The 17,707-nt window shown below is 68.0% G+C and carries 17 protein-coding genes and 1 tRNA gene; 11 read left to right on the top strand and 7 right to left on the bottom strand.

Features of this window, described 5'->3' with window-relative positions; all coding sequences use genetic code 11:
* Nucleotides 1-4: 4 nt before the first annotated feature.
* Nucleotides 5-1,285, bottom strand: coding sequence for a ferredoxin:protochlorophyllide reductase (ATP-dependent) subunit N (locus tag FHY50_RS02610; protein ID WP_140046830.1), 1,281 nt, complete (start codon nt 1,283-1,285; stop codon nt 5-7).
* Nucleotides 1,282-1,791, bottom strand: coding sequence for a 2-vinyl bacteriochlorophyllide hydratase (gene bchF / locus FHY50_RS02615; protein WP_140046831.1), 510 nt, complete (start codon nt 1,789-1,791; stop codon nt 1,282-1,284). Before bchF ends, FHY50_RS02610 begins: the two co-directional genes overlap by 4 nt.
* Nucleotides 1,792-2,012: 221 nt before the next feature.
* Between bchF and FHY50_RS02620 the strand changes: the two genes are divergently transcribed.
* The 7 genes from FHY50_RS02620 (at nt 2,013) to FHY50_RS02650 (ending at nt 8,606) form a co-directional block, all read left to right on the top strand.
* Nucleotides 2,013-2,909: a cobalamin B12-binding domain-containing protein gene (locus tag FHY50_RS02620; protein ID WP_166745478.1), complete on the top strand. Its 897-nt coding sequence runs from the start codon at nt 2,013-2,015 to the stop codon at nt 2,907-2,909.
* A 30-nt stretch (nt 2,910-2,939) separates the two neighbouring features.
* Nucleotides 2,940-4,376, top strand: a complete 1,437-nt coding sequence (ppsR, locus tag FHY50_RS02625; RefSeq protein ID WP_140046833.1) for a transcriptional regulator PpsR — start codon at nt 2,940-2,942, stop codon at nt 4,374-4,376.
* A gap of 70 nt (nt 4,377-4,446) precedes the next feature.
* Nucleotides 4,447-5,349 (top strand): chlorophyll synthase ChlG, encoded by a 903-nt coding sequence (gene chlG, locus FHY50_RS02630; RefSeq protein ID WP_140046834.1) that lies wholly within the window; start codon nt 4,447-4,449, stop codon nt 5,347-5,349.
* The gene (locus FHY50_RS02635; protein WP_244935285.1) at nt 5,346-6,680 is read left to right on the top strand and encodes a BCD family MFS transporter; all 1,335 of its coding nucleotides are present in this window, start codon (nt 5,346-5,348) and stop codon (nt 6,678-6,680) included. The genes chlG and FHY50_RS02635 overlap by 4 nt, the downstream gene beginning before the upstream one ends.
* Nucleotides 6,677-7,876: a geranylgeranyl diphosphate reductase gene (locus FHY50_RS02640; protein WP_140046835.1), complete on the top strand. Its 1,200-nt coding sequence runs from the start codon at nt 6,677-6,679 to the stop codon at nt 7,874-7,876. The genes FHY50_RS02635 and FHY50_RS02640 overlap by 4 nt, the downstream gene beginning before the upstream one ends.
* On the top strand, nt 7,873-8,364 hold the full coding sequence (locus tag FHY50_RS02645; RefSeq protein ID WP_140046836.1) for a TspO/MBR family protein: 492 nt from the start codon (nt 7,873-7,875) through the stop codon (nt 8,362-8,364). Before FHY50_RS02640 ends, FHY50_RS02645 begins: the two co-directional genes overlap by 4 nt.
* A gap of 35 nt (nt 8,365-8,399) precedes the next feature.
* Entirely contained in the window at nt 8,400-8,606 is a 207-nt protein-coding gene (locus FHY50_RS02650) for a hypothetical protein (protein WP_243847045.1), read from the top strand.
* Between the two features lie 70 nt (nt 8,607-8,676).
* Here FHY50_RS02650 and FHY50_RS02655 read toward each other — a convergent pair whose 3' ends face one another.
* The 3 genes from FHY50_RS02655 to FHY50_RS02665 all read right to left on the bottom strand — a co-directional run bounded on the left by FHY50_RS02655 (nt 8,677) and on the right by FHY50_RS02665 (nt 12,127).
* Nucleotides 8,677-9,201, bottom strand: a complete 525-nt coding sequence (locus FHY50_RS02655) for a c-type cytochrome (protein ID WP_140046837.1) — start codon at nt 9,199-9,201, stop codon at nt 8,677-8,679.
* Nucleotides 9,202-9,388: 187 nt separating this feature from the next.
* Nucleotides 9,389-11,440, bottom strand: coding sequence for an NAD(+) synthase (locus FHY50_RS02660; protein WP_140046838.1), 2,052 nt, complete (start codon nt 11,438-11,440; stop codon nt 9,389-9,391).
* 42 nt (nt 11,441-11,482) lie between these two features.
* Nucleotides 11,483-12,127: a murein L,D-transpeptidase catalytic domain family protein gene (locus tag FHY50_RS02665; protein WP_140046839.1), complete on the bottom strand. Its 645-nt coding sequence runs from the start codon at nt 12,125-12,127 to the stop codon at nt 11,483-11,485.
* A gap of 164 nt (nt 12,128-12,291) precedes the next feature.
* On the opposite strand from FHY50_RS02665, the gene FHY50_RS14440 reads away from it, so the two are divergent.
* Nucleotides 12,292-13,068, top strand: a complete 777-nt coding sequence (locus FHY50_RS14440; RefSeq protein ID WP_208402866.1) for a L,D-transpeptidase family protein — start codon at nt 12,292-12,294, stop codon at nt 13,066-13,068.
* An 18-nt stretch (nt 13,069-13,086) separates the two neighbouring features.
* On the opposite strand, the gene FHY50_RS02675 is transcribed toward FHY50_RS14440, so the two are convergent.
* Nucleotides 13,087-15,375 carry an FdhF/YdeP family oxidoreductase gene (locus FHY50_RS02675; RefSeq protein WP_140046840.1) on the bottom strand — a complete coding sequence of 763 codons (2,289 nt, stop codon included), beginning with the start codon at nt 15,373-15,375 and terminating at the stop codon, nt 13,087-13,089.
* Nucleotides 15,376-15,508: 133 nt separating this feature from the next.
* Between FHY50_RS02675 and fdhD the strand changes: the two genes are divergently transcribed.
* Nucleotides 15,509-16,312, top strand: coding sequence for a formate dehydrogenase accessory sulfurtransferase FdhD (fdhD, locus tag FHY50_RS02680; protein WP_140046841.1), 804 nt, complete (start codon nt 15,509-15,511; stop codon nt 16,310-16,312).
* On the top strand, nt 16,309-16,833 hold the full coding sequence (mobA, locus tag FHY50_RS02685) for a molybdenum cofactor guanylyltransferase (RefSeq protein ID WP_140046842.1): 525 nt from the start codon (nt 16,309-16,311) through the stop codon (nt 16,831-16,833). The genes fdhD and mobA overlap by 4 nt, the downstream gene beginning before the upstream one ends.
* A gap of 5 nt (nt 16,834-16,838) precedes the next feature.
* Here the strand turns inward: mobA and FHY50_RS02690 are convergent.
* Nucleotides 16,839-16,915, bottom strand: a tRNA-Arg gene (locus FHY50_RS02690).
* Between the two features lie 60 nt (nt 16,916-16,975).
* On the opposite strand from FHY50_RS02690, the gene FHY50_RS02695 reads away from it, so the two are divergent.
* Nucleotides 16,976-17,707 carry a queuosine precursor transporter gene (locus FHY50_RS02695; protein WP_140046843.1) on the top strand — a complete coding sequence of 244 codons (732 nt, stop codon included), beginning with the start codon at nt 16,976-16,978 and terminating at the stop codon, nt 17,705-17,707.

Raw genomic sequence — 17,707 nt, forward strand, 5'->3', positions numbered from 1 at the left:
CGCGCTACACCCGCAACACGTCGCGCCGCCGCAGCGGGCGGGCGAACAATTCGGCGAGGTCGCCGGCCTGGTCGAAGCCGTGGATCGGCGAGAACACCAGCTCGATCGCCCACTTGGTGGTCAGCCCCTCGGCCTCCAGCGGGTTGGCGAGGCCTAGGCCGCACACGGTGAGATCGGGTTGATGTGCGCGGACGCGGTCGAGCTGTCGATCGACATCCTGCCCTTCGCTGATCAGCGTCCCCGCGGGGAGCAGCGCCAGTTCCTGGGCAAGGTGCGCGCGGTGGAGATAGGGCGTGCCGACCTCAACCGGGACCATCCCCAGTTCGTTCGACAGGAACCGCGCCAGCGGCACTTCGAGCTGCGAGTCGGGCAGGAAGAAGATGCGCTTCCCCGCCAGCTTCTCGCGGCTATGCTCGATCGCCCGCTTGGCGCGTTCGCGCCCGGGAGCGACGGTGCGGCGGAAATGCATCTCGTCGATGCCGAAGGCTCGCGCCGCGGCGTGGACCCAGGCGGTCGTTCCCTCCGCACCGAACGGAAAGATCGCGTCGATCCGCTGCGCGCCGCGGTTCTCCAGCGCAGTCGCGGTCGCGCCCAGAAAGGGCTGCGCGAGCAGGAAGCGGGTGTTGGGGCCGACCGGCGGCATCGCCCCGGCGCGGCGCGCGGGCAGGCAATGGACAGGGCCGATGCCCAGTTCCGCGAACAGCCGCAGGAACTGGTCCTCGACGATGTCGGGCAGCGCGCCCACGATCATCAGTGCGGGCGCGGCTCCGGCGGGTTCGTCGGCGAGCTCGGGGACCAGCGCCGCGAGGCACGCGTCCTCGCCCTCGGTAAAGGTCGTCTCGATGCCGCTGCCCGAATAGGCGAGGATGCGAACATCGGGGGTGTGTTTGGCCGACAGCCGCTGCGCGGCGCGCGACAGGTCGAGCTTGATGACTTCGCTGGGGCAGGATCCGACCAGGAACAGCATCCTGATATCGGGACGCCGCGTCAGCAGCCGATCGACGACGCGGTCGAGTTCCTCATTGGCATCGGCGAGGCCGGCGAGATCGCGCTCCTCGATGATCGCGGTACCGAAGCGCGGTTCGGCAAAGATCATCACCCCCGCCGCCGATTGCAGAAGGTGCGCGCAGGTCCGCGATCCGACGACGAGGAAGAACGCGTCCTGCACCTTGCGATGCAGCCAGACGATGCCGGTAAGGCCGCAGAACACCTCGCGCTGCCCGCGCTGCCGCAACACCGGCGCGCAATCCGCGCCTGATGCGGGCAGGGGCAGCGCCGGGCTCATGCCGGGGCCATCCCGCGGGGCTGTTCGACCCGGGCGATGCGCAGTTTCCACAGGAACTGCCCGGCATTGATGATATAGGCGGCGTATCCGGCAAGCGCGACGGTCATCTGCTGCGCGGTGGTGCCGATCCCGGCTAGCAGCATCGCAAGATAGGCGGTGTGGAGCGCCAGCACGACCATGCTGAACAGGTCTTCCCACCAGAAGCCCTCGGCGAACAGCCATTTGCCGAACACGACCTTTTCCCAGATCGAGCCGGTGACCATGATCGCGTAGAGCGCCAGTGTCTTGACGACGATCGACACGGTAGCAGCGACCGCGCCGTCGCCGGTCGTCAGATACCGGACGACGAGAAACAGGCTGACCGCGAAAATCATGAACTGGACGGGGGCGAGGATGCCCTGGACCAACGTCCAGCGGCTGGCGTCGCGGCGGGCGCGTTGCTCGGGCGTGTACAGCGATCGTGTCCGCTGCTGCTGCCCATTACTGATGCCCGCTTCCGGCCGCATCGTCCCCGCCTGCCTCTCGTGCTAGTTGCCCCGAGTATGGCAGCGATCCACCGAGTGTCAAACCAAATTGACGTCCAATAATAATGACACATGGTGCGCTGCAGCGTGTTTCCGCGCTTGTCGAGACGGCGGAACAGGCATAGCATCCGAGTCGTCGGGGGACACCAAAAATGGCGGCCGCGTCGTGTCGGAGTAAGGCTCCACTGCCGGGAGAGCGGCGCATGGCTTCCAGTTACCGTGTCGGCCAAGCGGCCACCGCCTACGCGCCACCGACGCGTCGCGCATCCGGCTCCGGGGCCGAACGCCGTCGCAAACCGGGCGCGCAGGTTGGTCCGATCGTCCCCGCAAGTCTGTCGGCCCTGATCGAGTGCGAGGTCATTCCGCGGCTGATGGTCGCGCACCCCGCACACCGTTTCGGACGACCGACCGAGCAAGGAGCGCAGATCGACCCGCTCGAAGTAGCGATGTTCGCGCCGCTGACGATGCAGGTCGAGGCTGACGAGCTGCTCGCGCAGATCGAGGCGATGCTCGATCGCGGCATCGGTGTCGAAACGCTTCTGCTCGACCTCCTCGCGCCCACCGCGAAAGCGCTGGGCGAATATTGGGAGCAGGATCGTTGCGACTTTGTCGACGTGACGATGGGGCTGTGGCGGCTTCAGGAAATCGTCCACGAGCTGTCGGACCGCATCCCCGCCGAACGGGCAGGCGGCGAGGCAGCGTCGGCGCTATTCGCACCGGTCCCGGGGGACCAGCACAGCTTCGGCACCGTCGTCGTCGAGGAATTGTTCGCGCGCAATGGCTGGAGCACCGACCGGCTGTGCGATGCGACCCACGCCATGCTCGCCGACCGGCTGGCGGACGAGTGGTTCGACCTGATCGGATTGACCGCAAGTTGCGAGTGCCATATCGCCGCGCTGCCGTCGGCCATTGCCGCGCTGCGCAGTGTTTCCCGCAATCCGCATCTCTGCGTGATGGTCGGGGGGCCCGTCTTCACCCGAGATCCGTCGCTGGCGGACCAGGTTGGTGCCGACGGCACGGCGCGCGATGCCCGCGCGGCACTCGAAGTGGCCGAGGCATTGCTCGGCGCGGCAACGCGCAAGGCATGTTGTACCGGCTGAGGATCTTGCCAGGAGCTCCGCGGCTCGTCGATGAATAGCCACCATGTCCCTCCCGCCCCGCAGGGTTTCGCCGATCCGGAGGTGCATCCCGGAGCGTTGAGCGCGGCAGCGGCGGCGTCGATCCTGGGCGCGGTCGGCGACGTCACGTTCATCCTCGACCGCGACGGCACCATTCTCGACATGGCCGTGTCCGACCGCGACCTGGCGCGGATGGGTGTAAGCGGCTGGGTCGGGACGCGCTGGGCTGCCAATGTCACGATCGAGAGCGTGCCCAAGGTCGGGGAGATGCTGGCCGACGTCGATGCGGGCGCGCCCCCGCGTTGGCGACAGGTCAATCACGCCACGCCCAATGGCGACGTTCCGGTTCGGTATCTGGCAATGGCGCTGGGGCAGCACGGCCGCATCATCGCGATCGGGCGCGACATGCGCGCCGCGGCGGCGACTCAGCAGCGCCTCCTGCAGACGCAGCAATCGCTCGAGCGCGACTATATCCGGCTGCGTCAGGCCGAGGCGCGCTATCGCATGTTGTTCGACCTCGCGCACGAGCCGGTGCTGATCGTCGATGCCGCGACGCGCCGGATACGCGAAGCCAACGCGGCTGCGCATCGGTTGCTCGGCGTACGCGACGGCGCGCTTGCCGATCAACCGGCGAGCATGCTCGTCGATGCCGATCAGCGCGAGGCGCTGGTCGCCTTCTTCGGTGCAGCCGAAGCGGCCGCCGCGCCCGCGCCGCTGACCGCGGCGCTGCGCAAGGGGCTGGGCGAGGCCCGCATTAACGCAACGCTGTTTCGCCAGGCGCGGATCGCACTGTTGCTCGTACGGATCGAACCCGTCGAGAGCGCGGCGCCCGTGGAAGCCGAACCCGATCGCCTGCGCGATGTGGTCGAGCGCATGCCCGATGCCTTCGTGCTGGCGGATGCCGACATGACCATCCTGACGGCCAACGCCGCGTTCGTCGATCTCGCCGAAGTGGCCTCGCCCGAGCGCGTAACCGGCGCGGCGCTCGACGCGTGGCTGGGTCGGCCCGGCATCGACCTCGAACTCATCGCCGCGCAGCTTCGCGAACACGGCATGGTGCGCAACGTCGCGACGGTGCTGTGCGGATCGGGCGGCGGCGAGGAGGAAGTCGAGGTTTCGGGCGTGGCTGTGCCGGGCGAAAACGGGTCCGGGCAGTTCGGATTCACGATCCGTACGGTCGGCCGGCGGTTGCGCGAGGTGGCCGATCCCGGCCGGGACGTTCCGCGATCGGTCGAGCAGCTTACCGACCTGGTCGGGCGCATGTCGCTCAAGGAGATCGTGCGCGAGAGCACCGACCTGATCGAACGGCTGTGCATCGAAGCGGCGCTTACCTACACTTCCGATAATCGCGCATCAGCCGCTGAAATCCTGGGGGTCAGCCGCCAGAGCCTTTATTCCAAGCTGCACCGGCACGGACTGGGCAGTCTGGTCGCCAGCGACGAGGCCTGATCCGACAATCTGGACACGGTGAGTGTCAAATTGGTTTGACGGCATGCAGCGGCAGGCATAGCCTTCGGGCATGGCAGGTTCGACGACTCCGCTGCGCCGCGCGCCGATCCCGGCGCCGCGCGATGTCGTAGAGTTGCTCAAACCGATCACCTGGTTTCCGCCGATCTGGGCATTCGTCTGCGGCGTCGTGTCGTCGGGCGTACCGGTCGGCGAGCGCTGGCCGTTCCTGATCGCCGGCATCGCGCTGACGGGGCCGTTGGTGTGCGGCACCAGCCAGGCGGTCAACGACTGGTTCGACCGGCACGTCGATGCGATCAACCAGCCCGAGCGGCCGATTCCGTCAGGCCGGATCGGCGGGCAATGGGGATTGGCGATCGCCGTGTTCGGGACGCTGCTGTCGGCGGCGGTGGCATGGGCGACGGGGCCGTGGGTGTTCGCCGCGACCTTGCTCGGGCTGGCGCTGGCATGGGCGTACAGCGCGCCGCCGCTGCGCCTCAAGGTCAATGCCATCTGGGGACCGGGCGCGGTCGCGCTGAGCTATGAAGGGCTGACCTGGTTCACCGGGGCCGCCGTGATGGCGGGCGCCTTGCCGAGCGGTCAGGTGCTGGCGGTGCTGCTGCTCTACAGCCTGGGCGCGCACGGCATCATGACGCTCAACGATTTCAAGGCGGTCGAGGGCGATCGGCTGACCGGAGTGCGATCGCTGCCGGCGATACTGGGGATCGATCGCGCCGCGCGCATTGCCTGCGCAACGATGCTGCTCCCGCAACTGGCGGTGCTCGGGCTGCTGCTGGCCTGGGGCATGATCGCGACCGCGGGTTTCGTCACGCTGCTGGTGCTCGGACAGCTCTGGGCGATGCGGCGGATGCTCGGCGATCCGCAGGCGCGGGCGCCGTGGTACAACGCCACCGGCGTCGCGATGTACGTGACCGGAATGCTGGCGACCGCGTTCGGCCTGGGCAGCGCGGCGTGACGCAGGCGCTTCCCCACGCTTCCAGGCTCGGCTGGCTGGGGGTCGTCCGGCTCGGACTGGTGCAAAGCGCGATCGGCGCGATGGTGATGCTGGCGACGTCGCTGCTCAACCGGGTGATGGTGGTGGAGTATGCGCTGGCCGCGGCGCTGCCGGCGGGGCTGGTGGCGTGGCATTATGCGGTGCAGCTGACCCGGCCGGCATGGGGCCACGGATCGGATCGTGGCGGGCGGCGCACGCCGTGGATCACCGGCGGGATGGCGGTGCTGGCGCTGGGCGTGCTGATCGCGATCGATGCGCTGCCGCTGCTGGCATCGGGGTCGGCGCTGGGTCTGGCGTTGGCCATCGCGGCGTTCGCGATGATCGGGGGCGGGGTCGGCGCGGCGGGCACCTCGCTCCTCGCCCTGCTGGCGACGCGGGTCGCGCCCGAGCGGCGTCCGGCCGCGGCGGCGCTGACCTGGGTGATGATGGTTGCCGGAATCGTGGTGTCGGCCGGCACGGCGGGGGCGCTGCTCGACCCCTTCTCGCTGCAACGCCTTGCGCTGGTCGCAGGCGGCGTCGCCATGATCGCGTTCGTCGTCGCGCTGCTTGCGGTGCGCGGCATCGAGGGGAAGGCAGAGCCGATCGCCGCCGTCCCGTCCAGGCAGGAGCGCAGCCTGCTCGATGCCATGCGCGCGATGCTGCGCGATAGCGACGCCCGGCGCTTCACCGTTTTCGTGTTCATGTCGATGCTCGCCTATTCGATGCAGGACATGATCCTCGAGCCGTTCGCGGGGCTGGTGTTCGCCTATACGCCGGGGCAGTCGACCCAGCTGGCGGGCGTGCAGCATGGCGGCGTGCTCGCGGGGATGATCCTGGTCGGCATCGGCGGCAATGCGTTCGGCGGGAAGGGTGCGGCCGGGCTGCGGAGCTGGACGGTCTGCGGCTGCTGCGCGTCGGCACTGGCGCTGGGAGGGCTGGTCCTGGCGGCGCAGAGCGGTCCCGGCTGGCCGCTGGCGGCGAACGTGGCGCTGCTCGGCTTTGCCAATGGCGTGTTCGCGGTCGCCGCGATCGGATCGATGATGGCGCTCGCAGGAGCGGACGGCGACGGCAGCGCCGGGCTGCGCATGGGCGTGTGGGGCGCGGCGCAGGCGATTGCGTTCGGGCTGGGCGGGCTGATCGGCGCGCTCGGAGTAGACTGGGCGCGCGCCGCGATCGGCGATGACGCAGCGGCGTTCCGGCTGGTGTTCGCGGGCGAGGCGCTGCTGTTCCTCGTCGCCGCGGTGCTTGCCATCGGGGCGACCGGACGGACGCCGCGGCCCGCGATCGGACCCCTGGGGGAGTTGGCACGATGACCGAAAGTTCTCGCTTGGCAGGCGACTTCGACGTGGTGGTGGTCGGCGGTGGACCGGCGGGTGCGACCGCCGCGACCGATCTGGCACGCGCAGGGCGGCACGTCCTGCTGCTCGACCGGGGCGGGCGCATCAAGCCGTGCGGCGGCGCGATCCCGCCGCGCGCGATCGAGGATTTCGCCATCCCCGACCATCTGCTGGTCGGCAAGGCGCGGTCGGCGCGCATGGTATCGCCGTCGAACACGATCGTCGACATGCCGGTCGGCGACGGCTTTGTCGGACTGGTCGATCGCGAGACGTTCGACGAATGGCTGCGCGCCCGCTCCGCGCTGGCCGGGGCCGAGCGGCGCACCGGCATTTTCGAGAGCGTCGAGCGCGACCCCGACGGCTGCGCCGTGGTCGTCTATCGCGAGGGGCGCTCGGGCGAGGCACGGCGGGTGCGCGCCAAAAGCGTGATCGGCGCAGACGGCGCGCGATCGGGCGTGGCGCGCGCGACGCTAAAGGGCGGGGGCAAGACGCCGTGCGTATTCGCCTATCACGAGATCATAGCATCGCCCTCGGGCGACAGCGACGCGTTCGACCGGTCGCGCTGCGACATCTATTATCAGGGGCATCTGTCGCCCGATTTCTATGCGTGGATCTTTCCGCATGGCGACACCGCCAGCATTGGCGTCGGCAGCGCCAACAAGGGATTCCCCTTGCGCGACGCGGTCGAGCGGCTGCGGGCGCAGACGGGGCTCGATGGCTGCGCGACGATCCGGCGCGAAGGCGCGCCGATCCCGCTCAAGCCGCTCAGGCGCTGGGACAATGGCCGCGACGTGGTGGTCGCGGGCGACGCGGCGGGGGTCGTCGCGCCTGCGTCGGGTGAGGGCATCTATTATGCGATGGCAGGAGGGCGGCACGCCGCCGATGCGGTCGAGACGTTCCTCGCGACCGGCAATGCGCGTGCGCTTCGCCGTGCCCGCCGGGCGTTCATGCGCGAGCATGGCCGGGTGTTCTGGATCCTGCGGATGATGCAGCATTTCTGGTATCGCAGCGACAAGAGGCGCGAGCGCTTCGTTACGATCTGCAAGGACCCCGACGTCCAGCATCTGACGTGGCAAGCCTATATGAACAAGCGGCTCGTGCGCGCGCGACCGATGGCGCATGTTCGCATCTTCTGGAAGGATGTCCGCCACCTGCTGGGGTCGGCGGCGTGACCGCGCTTGGCCGCGCCTGGATCTTCCCTGTCGCGATCGCTGCGGCGGCGGCACTGATTGTCGCGATGCTGGGCGCGACGATGACCGATATCGGGCCGTGGTATTATAGCCTTGCCAAGCCCGACTGGGCGCCGCCCGATGCCCTGTACGGGGTGGCGTGGACCGCGATCTTCGCGATCACCGGACTGGGCGGAGTTACCGCATGGCGAGCGATGCCCGACCGGCGCGAAAGCGAGATGCTGATCGGGCTGTTCGCGTTCAACGGGTTCCTCAACATCCTGTGGAGCCTGTTGTTCTTTCGGATGCAGCGGCCCGACTGGGCGGCGATCGAGGTGATCGTGCTGGGTGTGTCGGTGGTGATGCTGATGCTCTATGCGGCACGGCGCTCGTGGCTGGCGGCGGCGCTGCTGGTGCCGTATCTCGCCTGGGTGACGGTGGCCGGGTTGCTCAACTGGCAGATCGTCGCGCTCAACGGACCGTTTTCCTGAACGCGCTGTTCGCGAGCGGCCATGCCGTCGACATCGTGCTCGCGGTGATCGCGGTGGAGTTTGCCTATCTGGTCGGGAGCGGACGCTGGAGCGCGCGCGACGCGTTCCTGCGACTGGTGCCGGGAGCGCTGATGCTGCTGGCGCTGCGTGCGGCGCTGATCGGAGCCGATTGGACCTGGATCGCCGCGCCGCTCTTGCTGTCGTTCCCTGTCCACCTTGCCGACTTGCACATTCGGCGCTGACCGGGCCGCCAGATGAGAACGGGCCGCCCGGATGGTCCGGACGGCCCGCCTGTCCAACCTGACGAGACGCTTATTGCTGCTCGAGATAGGCGATCACGTCGGCGCGCTTCTGCTCGTCGGGAATGCCGGCAAAGGCCATCTTGGTGCCCGGGACGACGCGCTGCGGATTTTCGAGATACTGGAACAACTTTTCCTTGGTCCAGGTGATGCCGCTATTCTTGTTGGCGGGCGAATAGTTGAATCCGGCGATCGTGCCCGCGGCGCGGCCGACGATCCCGGCCAGCGACGGGCCGATCTTGTTCACGCCCGCCTGGACCTCGTGGCAGGTCTTGCACTGCAGGAACACGGTTTCGCCGCTCGCGGGGTCGCCGGTGAAGCTGGCAAGCGTCGCGCCGCTGACCGTTGCGGTGTCGCTGGCGGCGGGGGCGGCAGCAGCCGCCGGCGCTGCGGGTGCCGCAGCCGCCGTGTTGGCAGCCGGCGCAGTGTCGGCGGATTCGGAACTGTCGGAGCCGCCCGAACAGGCAGCCAGCGTGAGCGCGGTGGCTGCCACGCCGAGGGAAAGCCAACCAGTATGCTTGATCGATCGCGATTGCATTCGCCTGCTCCTAAAACTGCTGAACCGGTACGCTTGAAGACTACGGTACTAGGCACTCTATTCAGGTCGATCGGCTGCAAACGCGCGAGACGAAAAAGGGTGCCGTCTTCGGGCGAAGGCCTTGATGTCGATCATATCGGCGCGGACCGGGAGCGCAACGGCAAATTCCCACCGTCGAACGCGGCGTTCAAGGGAGATTGGCGGCGATCTCGTCGAGCCAGACGCGCGCCGTCCCGTCCGATGGCGCACGCCAGTCGCCGCGCGGCGAAAGCGCGCCGCCAGGCGTTACCTTGGGACCGTTCGGAAGCGCGGAACGCTTGAACTGACTGGTCGCGAAGAAGCGGTGAACGAACTTCTCCAGCCAATGGCGGATCGTGGGAAGGTCGTAGGCAACCTTGTCGGCATCGGGAAAACCCGTCGGCCACTGACCCGCGTCGATATCGCGCCAGGCATGCCATGCCAGAAAGGCGATCTTCGACGGCGCAAGGCCGTGGCGGATGAGGTAGTGGGCGAAGAAATCGTTGAGCGCATACGGCCCGATCGCCGCCTCGGTCGACTGGATCGCGCCGTCGGCTCCGGCGGGGATTAGCTCGGGCGAAAAGTCGGTGGCCAGGATCGCATCGAGCACCCGGTCGGTCTCGCCATCATACTGCGCCGTCTTGATCGCCCAGCGGATCAAATGCTGGATCAGCGTCTTGGGGACGCCGGCGTTGACGGCGTAATGGCTCATCTGGTCGCCGACGCCATAGGTACACCAGCCCAGCGCCAGTTCGGACAGGTCGCCCGTGCCGAGCACCAGGCCCTCACGCTGATTGGCGATGCGAAACAGATAATCGGTGCGCAGCCCGGCCTGCACATTCTCGAACGTCACGTCATAGTGCGGTTCGCCATCGGCAAATGGATGGCCCAGGTCGCCGAGCATCTGGCGTGCGGCGGGGCGAATGTCGATCTCGTCACCGGCGATGCCCAGCGCCTTCATCAGCGCCCACGCATTGGCCTTGCTGTCCTCACCGGTCGCGAAGCCGGGCATGGTGAAGCCGAGGATGTCGCTGCGCGGTCGTCCGAGCCGGTCGAACGCCTTGGCCGCGACGATCGCGGCGTGCGTCGAGTCGAGGCCGCCGGAAATGCCGATCACCAGCCGCTTCGTTTCCGACGCGACGAGGCGCTTGCGCAGCCCTTCGACCTGGATGTTGAACGCCTCGAAACAGTCGTCATCGCGGCGGCCGGGATCGTTGGGCACGAACGGAAAGCGGCGTACGGCGCGCTGCAGCCCGACATCCGCAAAATCGGGCCGATGTTCGAACAGGATGCGGCGAAACCGGGTTTCGGGATGGCCCGCTGCGGCGGCGGCGTCGTTGAACGTCCCCATCCGCATCCGTTCCAGCCGCAGCCGCGCGACGTCGATGTCGGCGACGACGATCTCGGTCGCGAGATCGAAACGCTGCGACGTGGCGAGCTGCTCGCCGAGCTCGTGGATCATGCCCTGGCCGTCCCACGCCAGATCGGTGGTGCTCTCGCCCGGACCCGTCGCCGAATAGACATAGGCGGCGACCGCACGCGCCGATTGCGACGCGGCGAGCATCGCGCGTTCGCGGCCCTTGCCGATGACGATGTTCGACGCCGACAGGTTGGTCAGGATCAGCGCCCCCGCCAGCGCGCCAGCGGTAGATGGCGGGGCAGGCGCCCAGAAATCCTCGCAAATCTCGGCATGAAAGATGAAGTCGGGAAGGTCGGCGGCGGCAAAGATCAGGTCGGTGCCAAATGGTGCGGCGGTGCCGGCGACATCGATCGTCAGGCCTACGAGGCCGGCCCCTGCAGCGAACCAGCGCTTTTCGTAGTATTCGCGGTAATTGGGCAGGAAGCTCTTTGGCACGACGCCGAGGATGCGTCCGCGAGCGATCACGACCGCGCAGTTATAGACTCGGCCATTGCGACGCAGCGCCGCACCGACCAGCAGCACCGGCCGCAATTCGGCAGTCGCCGCCGCGATGCGCGCCAGCGCCGCGTCGGTGGCGGCAAGCTGTGCATCCTGGAGATGCAGATCGTCGATGGCGTAGGACGTGACGCTGAGTTCCGGGAACACCAGCAGGTCGATCGCCTGGCAGTCGGCATGCCGGGCCAGTGCGATGCTGCTGTCGGCGTTGGCCGTGACATCACCGACGCTGGCGGCGGGAGTGGCGGCGCCGACGCGGACAAAACCCTGCGCGTGGTGCGAGTAGAAGCGATGCGACCGGCTCATGCCCGCTGCTCTATCGCGCTTTTGGTTACGATGCCATTCGCGTCACGCCTTGGCCGCGTAGATCAGGCGCCCTTTGCCGAGATGATCGAACAATGTGGCGAGGCAGCTTTTGCCGACCGCGAAACAGCCCTGGCTGCGTCCGAGCTTGCCATGCTGTGCGACCATGGTCGGTTCGGCATACCATGCCCCGTGGACGACGATCGCCCGGGCCAGTGCCTGATCGTTGGTCGGATCGAGCCCCACCAAGCGCTGCGAGCGGCCGTGCTTGCCGACATAATAATCGGCGGTGCGGAACGCGCCTTCGCTGGTCGCTTCCGAGCCCATTTCGTTCGAGAAATGCTGGAGGTAGCCGGTATGGCCGCGGTCGGACCCGCTGCCGTGCGACACCAGCAGACTGCGCTCGCGGCCGTTGTGGAGATCGACCAGTCGCAGCCGCGCCTGATCCGATGCGGCGTCGAAATCGACCAGGGCAAGCCGGTCGCGGCGTTTGAAGCGATGGCTGTCGAGCGCGGCGCGGGCGCGGGCGAGGAGCACGTCGCCGGGCGCCGACGGTGCTGCCGGAACTTTCGGCGCGACGCGGGCGATCGGGCCGCTGCCGTCGCCGAGCATCGCCGGAACCATCAGCCCGCCAAGCGCGAGCGCGCCGCCGCGCAGCAATGTGCGGCGAGATGAAATCGGATTGAGCATGAGCGGGTAACTAGCACGATTTGCAGGCAAAGTTCCGCCGCGATGTGCCCGGCTTCGTCCTTGGTCGGGAAAAAGCGGCGCCTCGTCCGACTTGTTCGCGAGCGGCAGCGGTGGCACGATGCGGTGAACGCGCCGTTAACCAAGCGGAGTCGGAGCCTGTTAAGATGCGGATGAAATGGCTGACCTTCGTCGCGTGTCTGTGGTCGCTCTCGACCGCCGGTATTGCCAGTGCGCAGCAGGCGGCGCTCACGCCCGCGAAGCTGGAGAGTGCCGCGCTGGAACTCGGCAGCGGCGAAGCGCTGTGGCATGATCCCCAGCCGACGGCCGGGCCGGTGGCGATCGTCGTCAGCCTGCCGCTGCAGGTCGGCTATGTCTATCGCGCCGGGACGCTGATCGGCGTCGCGAGCGTGTCGACCGGAAAGCCGGGCAAGGAAACGCCCACCGGGACGTTCGAAATCCTCCAGAAGAAGACGTTCCACCGCTCGAACCTCTACAGCAACGCGCCGATGCCGTTCATGCAGCGGCTGACCTGGGACGGTATCGCGCTGCATGCCGGCGACAATCCGGGATATCCGGCGTCGCATGGCTGCATCCGCTTTCCAACTGCCTTCGCCAAGAAGCTCTACGCCGCCACCGCGATGGGCGGGGCGGTGGCGATCACCGACGACGTCGCGGTCGCGCCGCCGGGGGTCAAGGTGCCGCGCATCGTACCGCCGCCGGCGTCGTTCAGCTTCGGCAGCGAGCCGGTGATCGCGTCACGGCCGCCTGCACCTGCGGTTGCGCCGGCGCGGGTTGCCCAGCGCACGCCGGTCACGCCGGCCGCGCCGGCCGGGGCGGGGATCGGCCCGCGTTCGACACCGCCCGCTGAAGTGCAACGGGTGGCGCAGGCTGCTCAGGAGCCGCGGCTGGTGGCGCTGGGGTTCGAGCCGGTCGGGCGTTGATCCTGGCGGCTGACCGGATCAAACGACGATTCGCACCGGCACCGACTTCGCGGCGGGGACGTGGCTCTCTTCGGCGAAATGCTCGACCGGCATCAGCACATTGGCTTCGGGATAATAGGCGCCGAGGCAGCCGCTGGGGATCGCATAGGGCGTGACGATCAGGCCGTCGCGGCGGCGATGCGCCCCGTCCTCCGCGTCACTTTCCAGCGCCACGACCTGACCGGCGCGCAGACCGCGCGCCGCCATGTCGCCCGCATTCATGAACAGCACGTCGCGTGTGCCCTTCACCCCGCGGAACCGGTCGTGATAGCCATAGACGGTGGTGTTGAACTGATCGTTCGATCGCAGCGTCATCAGGCGGAAGCGGCCGTCGGTATCGCCGAAGCCGGTGGCGCAGAGCCCGGTGGGGGCGAGGAATTCGGCCTTGCCGCTCGGCGTCTGCCAGATGCGCTGCGACGCCTTGTTGCCCTTCCAGAAGCCGCCGGGGGTGAACAGCCGTTCGTTATACTTCGCGAACATCTCGGGGTAGGTTCGTTCGATGGCGTCGCGGATGCGCGCATAGTCGGCGACCCAGTCGTCCCACGGCGCCAGCGCCGGATCGGGCAGGCAGGCCTTGGCGAGCGCGGCGACGATTGCCGGTTCGGACAAGAGATGCGGGCTGGCCGGGGTGGCCTTGCCCCGCGACCCGTGGATGCAGCTCGTCGAATCCTCGACAGACACGGCTTGTGGTCCGGTCGCCTGCACGTCCTGCTCGATGCGGCCGAGGCAGGGGAGCAGATAGGTCTGCTTGCCGGCGAACAGGTGGTTGCGGTTTAGCTTGGTCGCGATCTGGACCGACAGGTCGAGGCGCGGCCATGCGGCTTCCATCGGCCCGGTCTCCGGCACCGCACGCAGGAAATTGCCGCCCAGGGCGACGAATGCCTTGACCGAGCCGTCGAGCACGCCGCGGCATGCCCCGACCGTGTCCAACCCTTTTTCGCGCGGCGCGCTAAAGCCATATTGCGCCTCGATCCGCTCTACCGGGACCAGTTCGGTCTTTTCGGTGATGCCGACGGTGCGCTGGCCCTGGACGTTGGAATGCCCTCGCACGGGGGTCGGTCCGGCACCGGCACGGCCGATATTGCCGCGCAGCAGCAGCAGGTTGACGAGCATGCGGACATTCTCGACGCCCTTGACGTGCTGCGTCAGGCCCATGCCGTACACCGCCATCACCGCCTTTGCCTTGGCATAAACCCGCGCCGCAGCCTCGATCGCGCTCAGCGTCAGCCCGGATTCGCGCGCGATGGCGTCCCAGTCGGCGGCCCGCACTGCTGCGACGAACGCATCGAAGCCGTGCGTGTGCTCGTCGATGAACGCGGTATCGAGCACCTCTGGCTTGCCAGCGGCGAGTGCGGCGTCGTGCCATTCGACCAGGAACTTGGCGATGCCCATCATCGCGGCGAGGTCGCCGCCCGCCTTGACCTGATGATATTGGCTCGACATCCGCGTCTCGCGCAATGTCGCCATCTCGATCGGGTTCTGCGGATCGGTGAAGCGCTCGAGCCCGCGTTCGCGAAGCGGATTGAAGGTGATCACTTCGACCCCGCGCTTGCGGCACGCGCGCAGGTCGTGGAGCATGCGCGGGGCATTCGATCCGACATTGTGGCCGAAGATCAGGATCGCGTCGCAGCGCTCGAAGTCGCTGTGGCGCGTCGTGCCGACCGGCACGCCGATCGCGGCCTTGAGCCCGACCGACGTCGATTCGTGGCACATGTTCGAACTGTCGGGCAAATTCTGGTTGCCGTACATCCGCGCCATCAGGCCGTACATGTACGAAGCCTCGAGGCTGGCGCGCCCCGATGCGTAGAATACTACCGACTTGGGATCGAGCGGGCGTAGCGCGGCGCCGATCTCGGCAAAGGCGGTTTGCCACGAGATCGCGGCGTAGCGGTCGGTCGTCGGATCATAGCGCAGCGGGTGGGTGAGACGGCCATGCTCTTCCAGTTCATAGTCGCTCCAGCCGCGCAGTTCGGTGAGCGTGTGGCGGGCGAAGAATTCGGGCGTGGTGCGGTGGCTGGTCAGTTCCCAGGCCGTCGCCTTGGCGCCTTCCTCGCAGAATTCGGCCGGGTGGTGATTGGCGGGCTTGGGCCAGGCGCAGCTGACGCAGGCGAACCCCTCGGGCTTGTTCTGGCGGGCCAGCTCGCGCAGCACTTCGGGCGAGCCCCCCTCACGCGGCAGGATCTCGGCGAGCGAGCGCACCGATCCCCAGCCGCCGGCCGGACCCTTGAACGGCTTGATCTCGGGCTTGTCGTCGCGCTGCTCGGCCATGCGATTTGGTCCTTTCATCCGCGGCGGCATACCCGTGTCGCGGGACGGGGTAGGGAACGGGTCGATCCGCGATTGGTTCAGCCTGTTCGACGTGTCGACACCGGCGCCGGTTCCGCATAGCCCGGGGGGCGGAATGCCTCTTGAAGAAAATCTCGCCAGCACGGTTGCGATCGCGATCGACCGTATCGCTGATGACGGCAGCGTCATAGCGGGCATGCGTCCGATAGCAGTCGAATGTCCGGTCGCGATCGAGTTCAACGGGATCGGCTATGCGGTGATGATGGCGACTCCCGATCAGCTCGAAGCATTCGCGGTGGGCTTTGCGCTGGGCGAGCGGCTGATCGAGCGTTGGGAGGACATCGTCGATGTCGATCTCCACGAGCATATCGCAGGTTGGATCGTTCGCGTGACGCTTGCGCCGGATCGGCTTCCCCGGTTGCACGAACGGGTGCGCCATCGCATTTCCGATTCGTCGTGCGGTCTGTGCGGTATCGAGAATCTCGAACAGGCGCTGCGGCCGTTGCCGCGGGTGGCTTCCCGGTCCGACGCAGGGCCCGCCGCGATCTTTCTGGCGCTTGCCGCACTGCGCGACAGTCAACCGCTCAACCAGCGCACCGGTGCGGTACATGCCGCGGCGCTGTGCGGAAGCGACGGCGCGATCCGGACGGTGCGCGAGGATGTCGGGCGGCACAATGCGTTCGACAAGCTGATCGGCGCGATGGCGATGGACGGGCTGGGGTGGGACGGCGGTTTTGCGCTGCTGAGTTCGCGATGCTCGTACGAGCTGGTCGAAAAGGCGGCGCTGGCGGACTGTCCGATGCTGGTGACGATCTCCGCCGCGACCGACCTTGCAGTCCGGCGCGCGTCCGAGGCCGGATTGAAGCTGGTGATGCTGGCGCGCAGCGACGCGATGCTCGCCGTGGCCCCGGCGCCGTGACGCTGCTCGGCGTGGTGCTCGCGGGTGGTCGGTCGCGGCGGTTTGGAAGCGACAAGGCGGCAGCTCTGCTCGATGCGCGGTCATTGCTGGAGCACGCGGTCGCGAGCCTGACGCCGCATGTCCGCGAGATCGTCGTGGCCGGGCGCAGCGACCCGCGGTGGTGTTCGGTCGACGATGCGCCGCAACCGGGGCTGGGGCCGCTCGGCGGCATCTGCGGCGCGCTTCGACATGCCCGCGTGCGGGGCCACGCGGCGATCCTGTGCGTGCCATGCGACATGCCGCGGCTCCCGCCCGGGCTCCTCGCGCTTCTCGCGCATGCCAATGGCGCGGCCTATACCGCGCAGGCGCCAGTGATCGCGCGCTGGCCGGTGACGGAACTGGATCGGCTGGAAGAGCATATGGCGGCGGACGGCGATCGCGCGCTCACCCGATGGGCGCGCAGCATTGGCGCGCAGGCGATCGCTTGGCCCGAGCCGCTCGCCAACATCAATCGCCCGGCCGATCTGGCGGCGCTGTCGTAAGCGATTGGCGCGCCCGGAGGGATTCGAACCCCCGGCCAAGGAGGTAGAAGCTCCTTGCTCTATCCAGCTGAGCTACGGGCGCGCGCGCTTCGCCTCGTAGCGCGGATTGCACGGCGGTGAAATGGCGATCATAGCGCCGGGAATGAGCGATGGGTACGGACAGGCTGCGCCGCGTGCGGTGGCGGCGGCGCAGGTGACGAGCGGGCAGTTCCGCCATTTCGACCTGGTGATGGCGGCGTTCGTCACCGTGCTGGTGTTGTCGAACGTGGTCGGCGCGGCCAAGCTCGCGGCGGTCGGCGGGTTCGTGTTCGGTGCGGGCATCCTGTTCTTTCCGGTAAGCTATGTACTCGGCGACGTGCTGACCGAAGTCTATGGCTATGCGCGGGCGCGGCGGTGCATCTGGGCCGGGTTCGCGGCGCTGCTGTTCCTGGCGGTGATGTGCTGGGTGGTGGTCAGCCTGCCGCCCGCTCCCGGCTGGGAAGGGCAGGCGGCGTACGAGGCGGTGTTCGGGCAGGTGTGGCGGATCGTGGTGGCGTCGATCGTCGCCTTCTGGGCCGGCGAGTTCGTCAACAGCTTCGTCCTCGCCAAGCTCAAGGTCGCGACCGGCGGCAGGCACCTGTGGACGCGCACGATCGGATCGACGGTGGTCGGGCAGGCGATCGACAGCCTATTGTTCTATCCGATCGCGTTTCTCGGCATCTGGTCGACCGAGCAAGTGCTAACGGTGATGGTCACCAACTGGGCGCTCAAGGTCGGCTGGGAAGTCATGCTGACGCCCGCCACCTATCTGGTCGTGGGCCGGTTGAAGCGCGCCGAGGGGGTCGATCTGTTCGACCGGGACACCGACTTCACGCCGTTCAGCGCCAAGCTGTGA

Source organism: Sphingomonas japonica, assembly GCF_006346325.1.
Taxonomy (GTDB): domain Bacteria; phylum Pseudomonadota; class Alphaproteobacteria; order Sphingomonadales; family Sphingomonadaceae; genus Sphingomonas; species Sphingomonas japonica.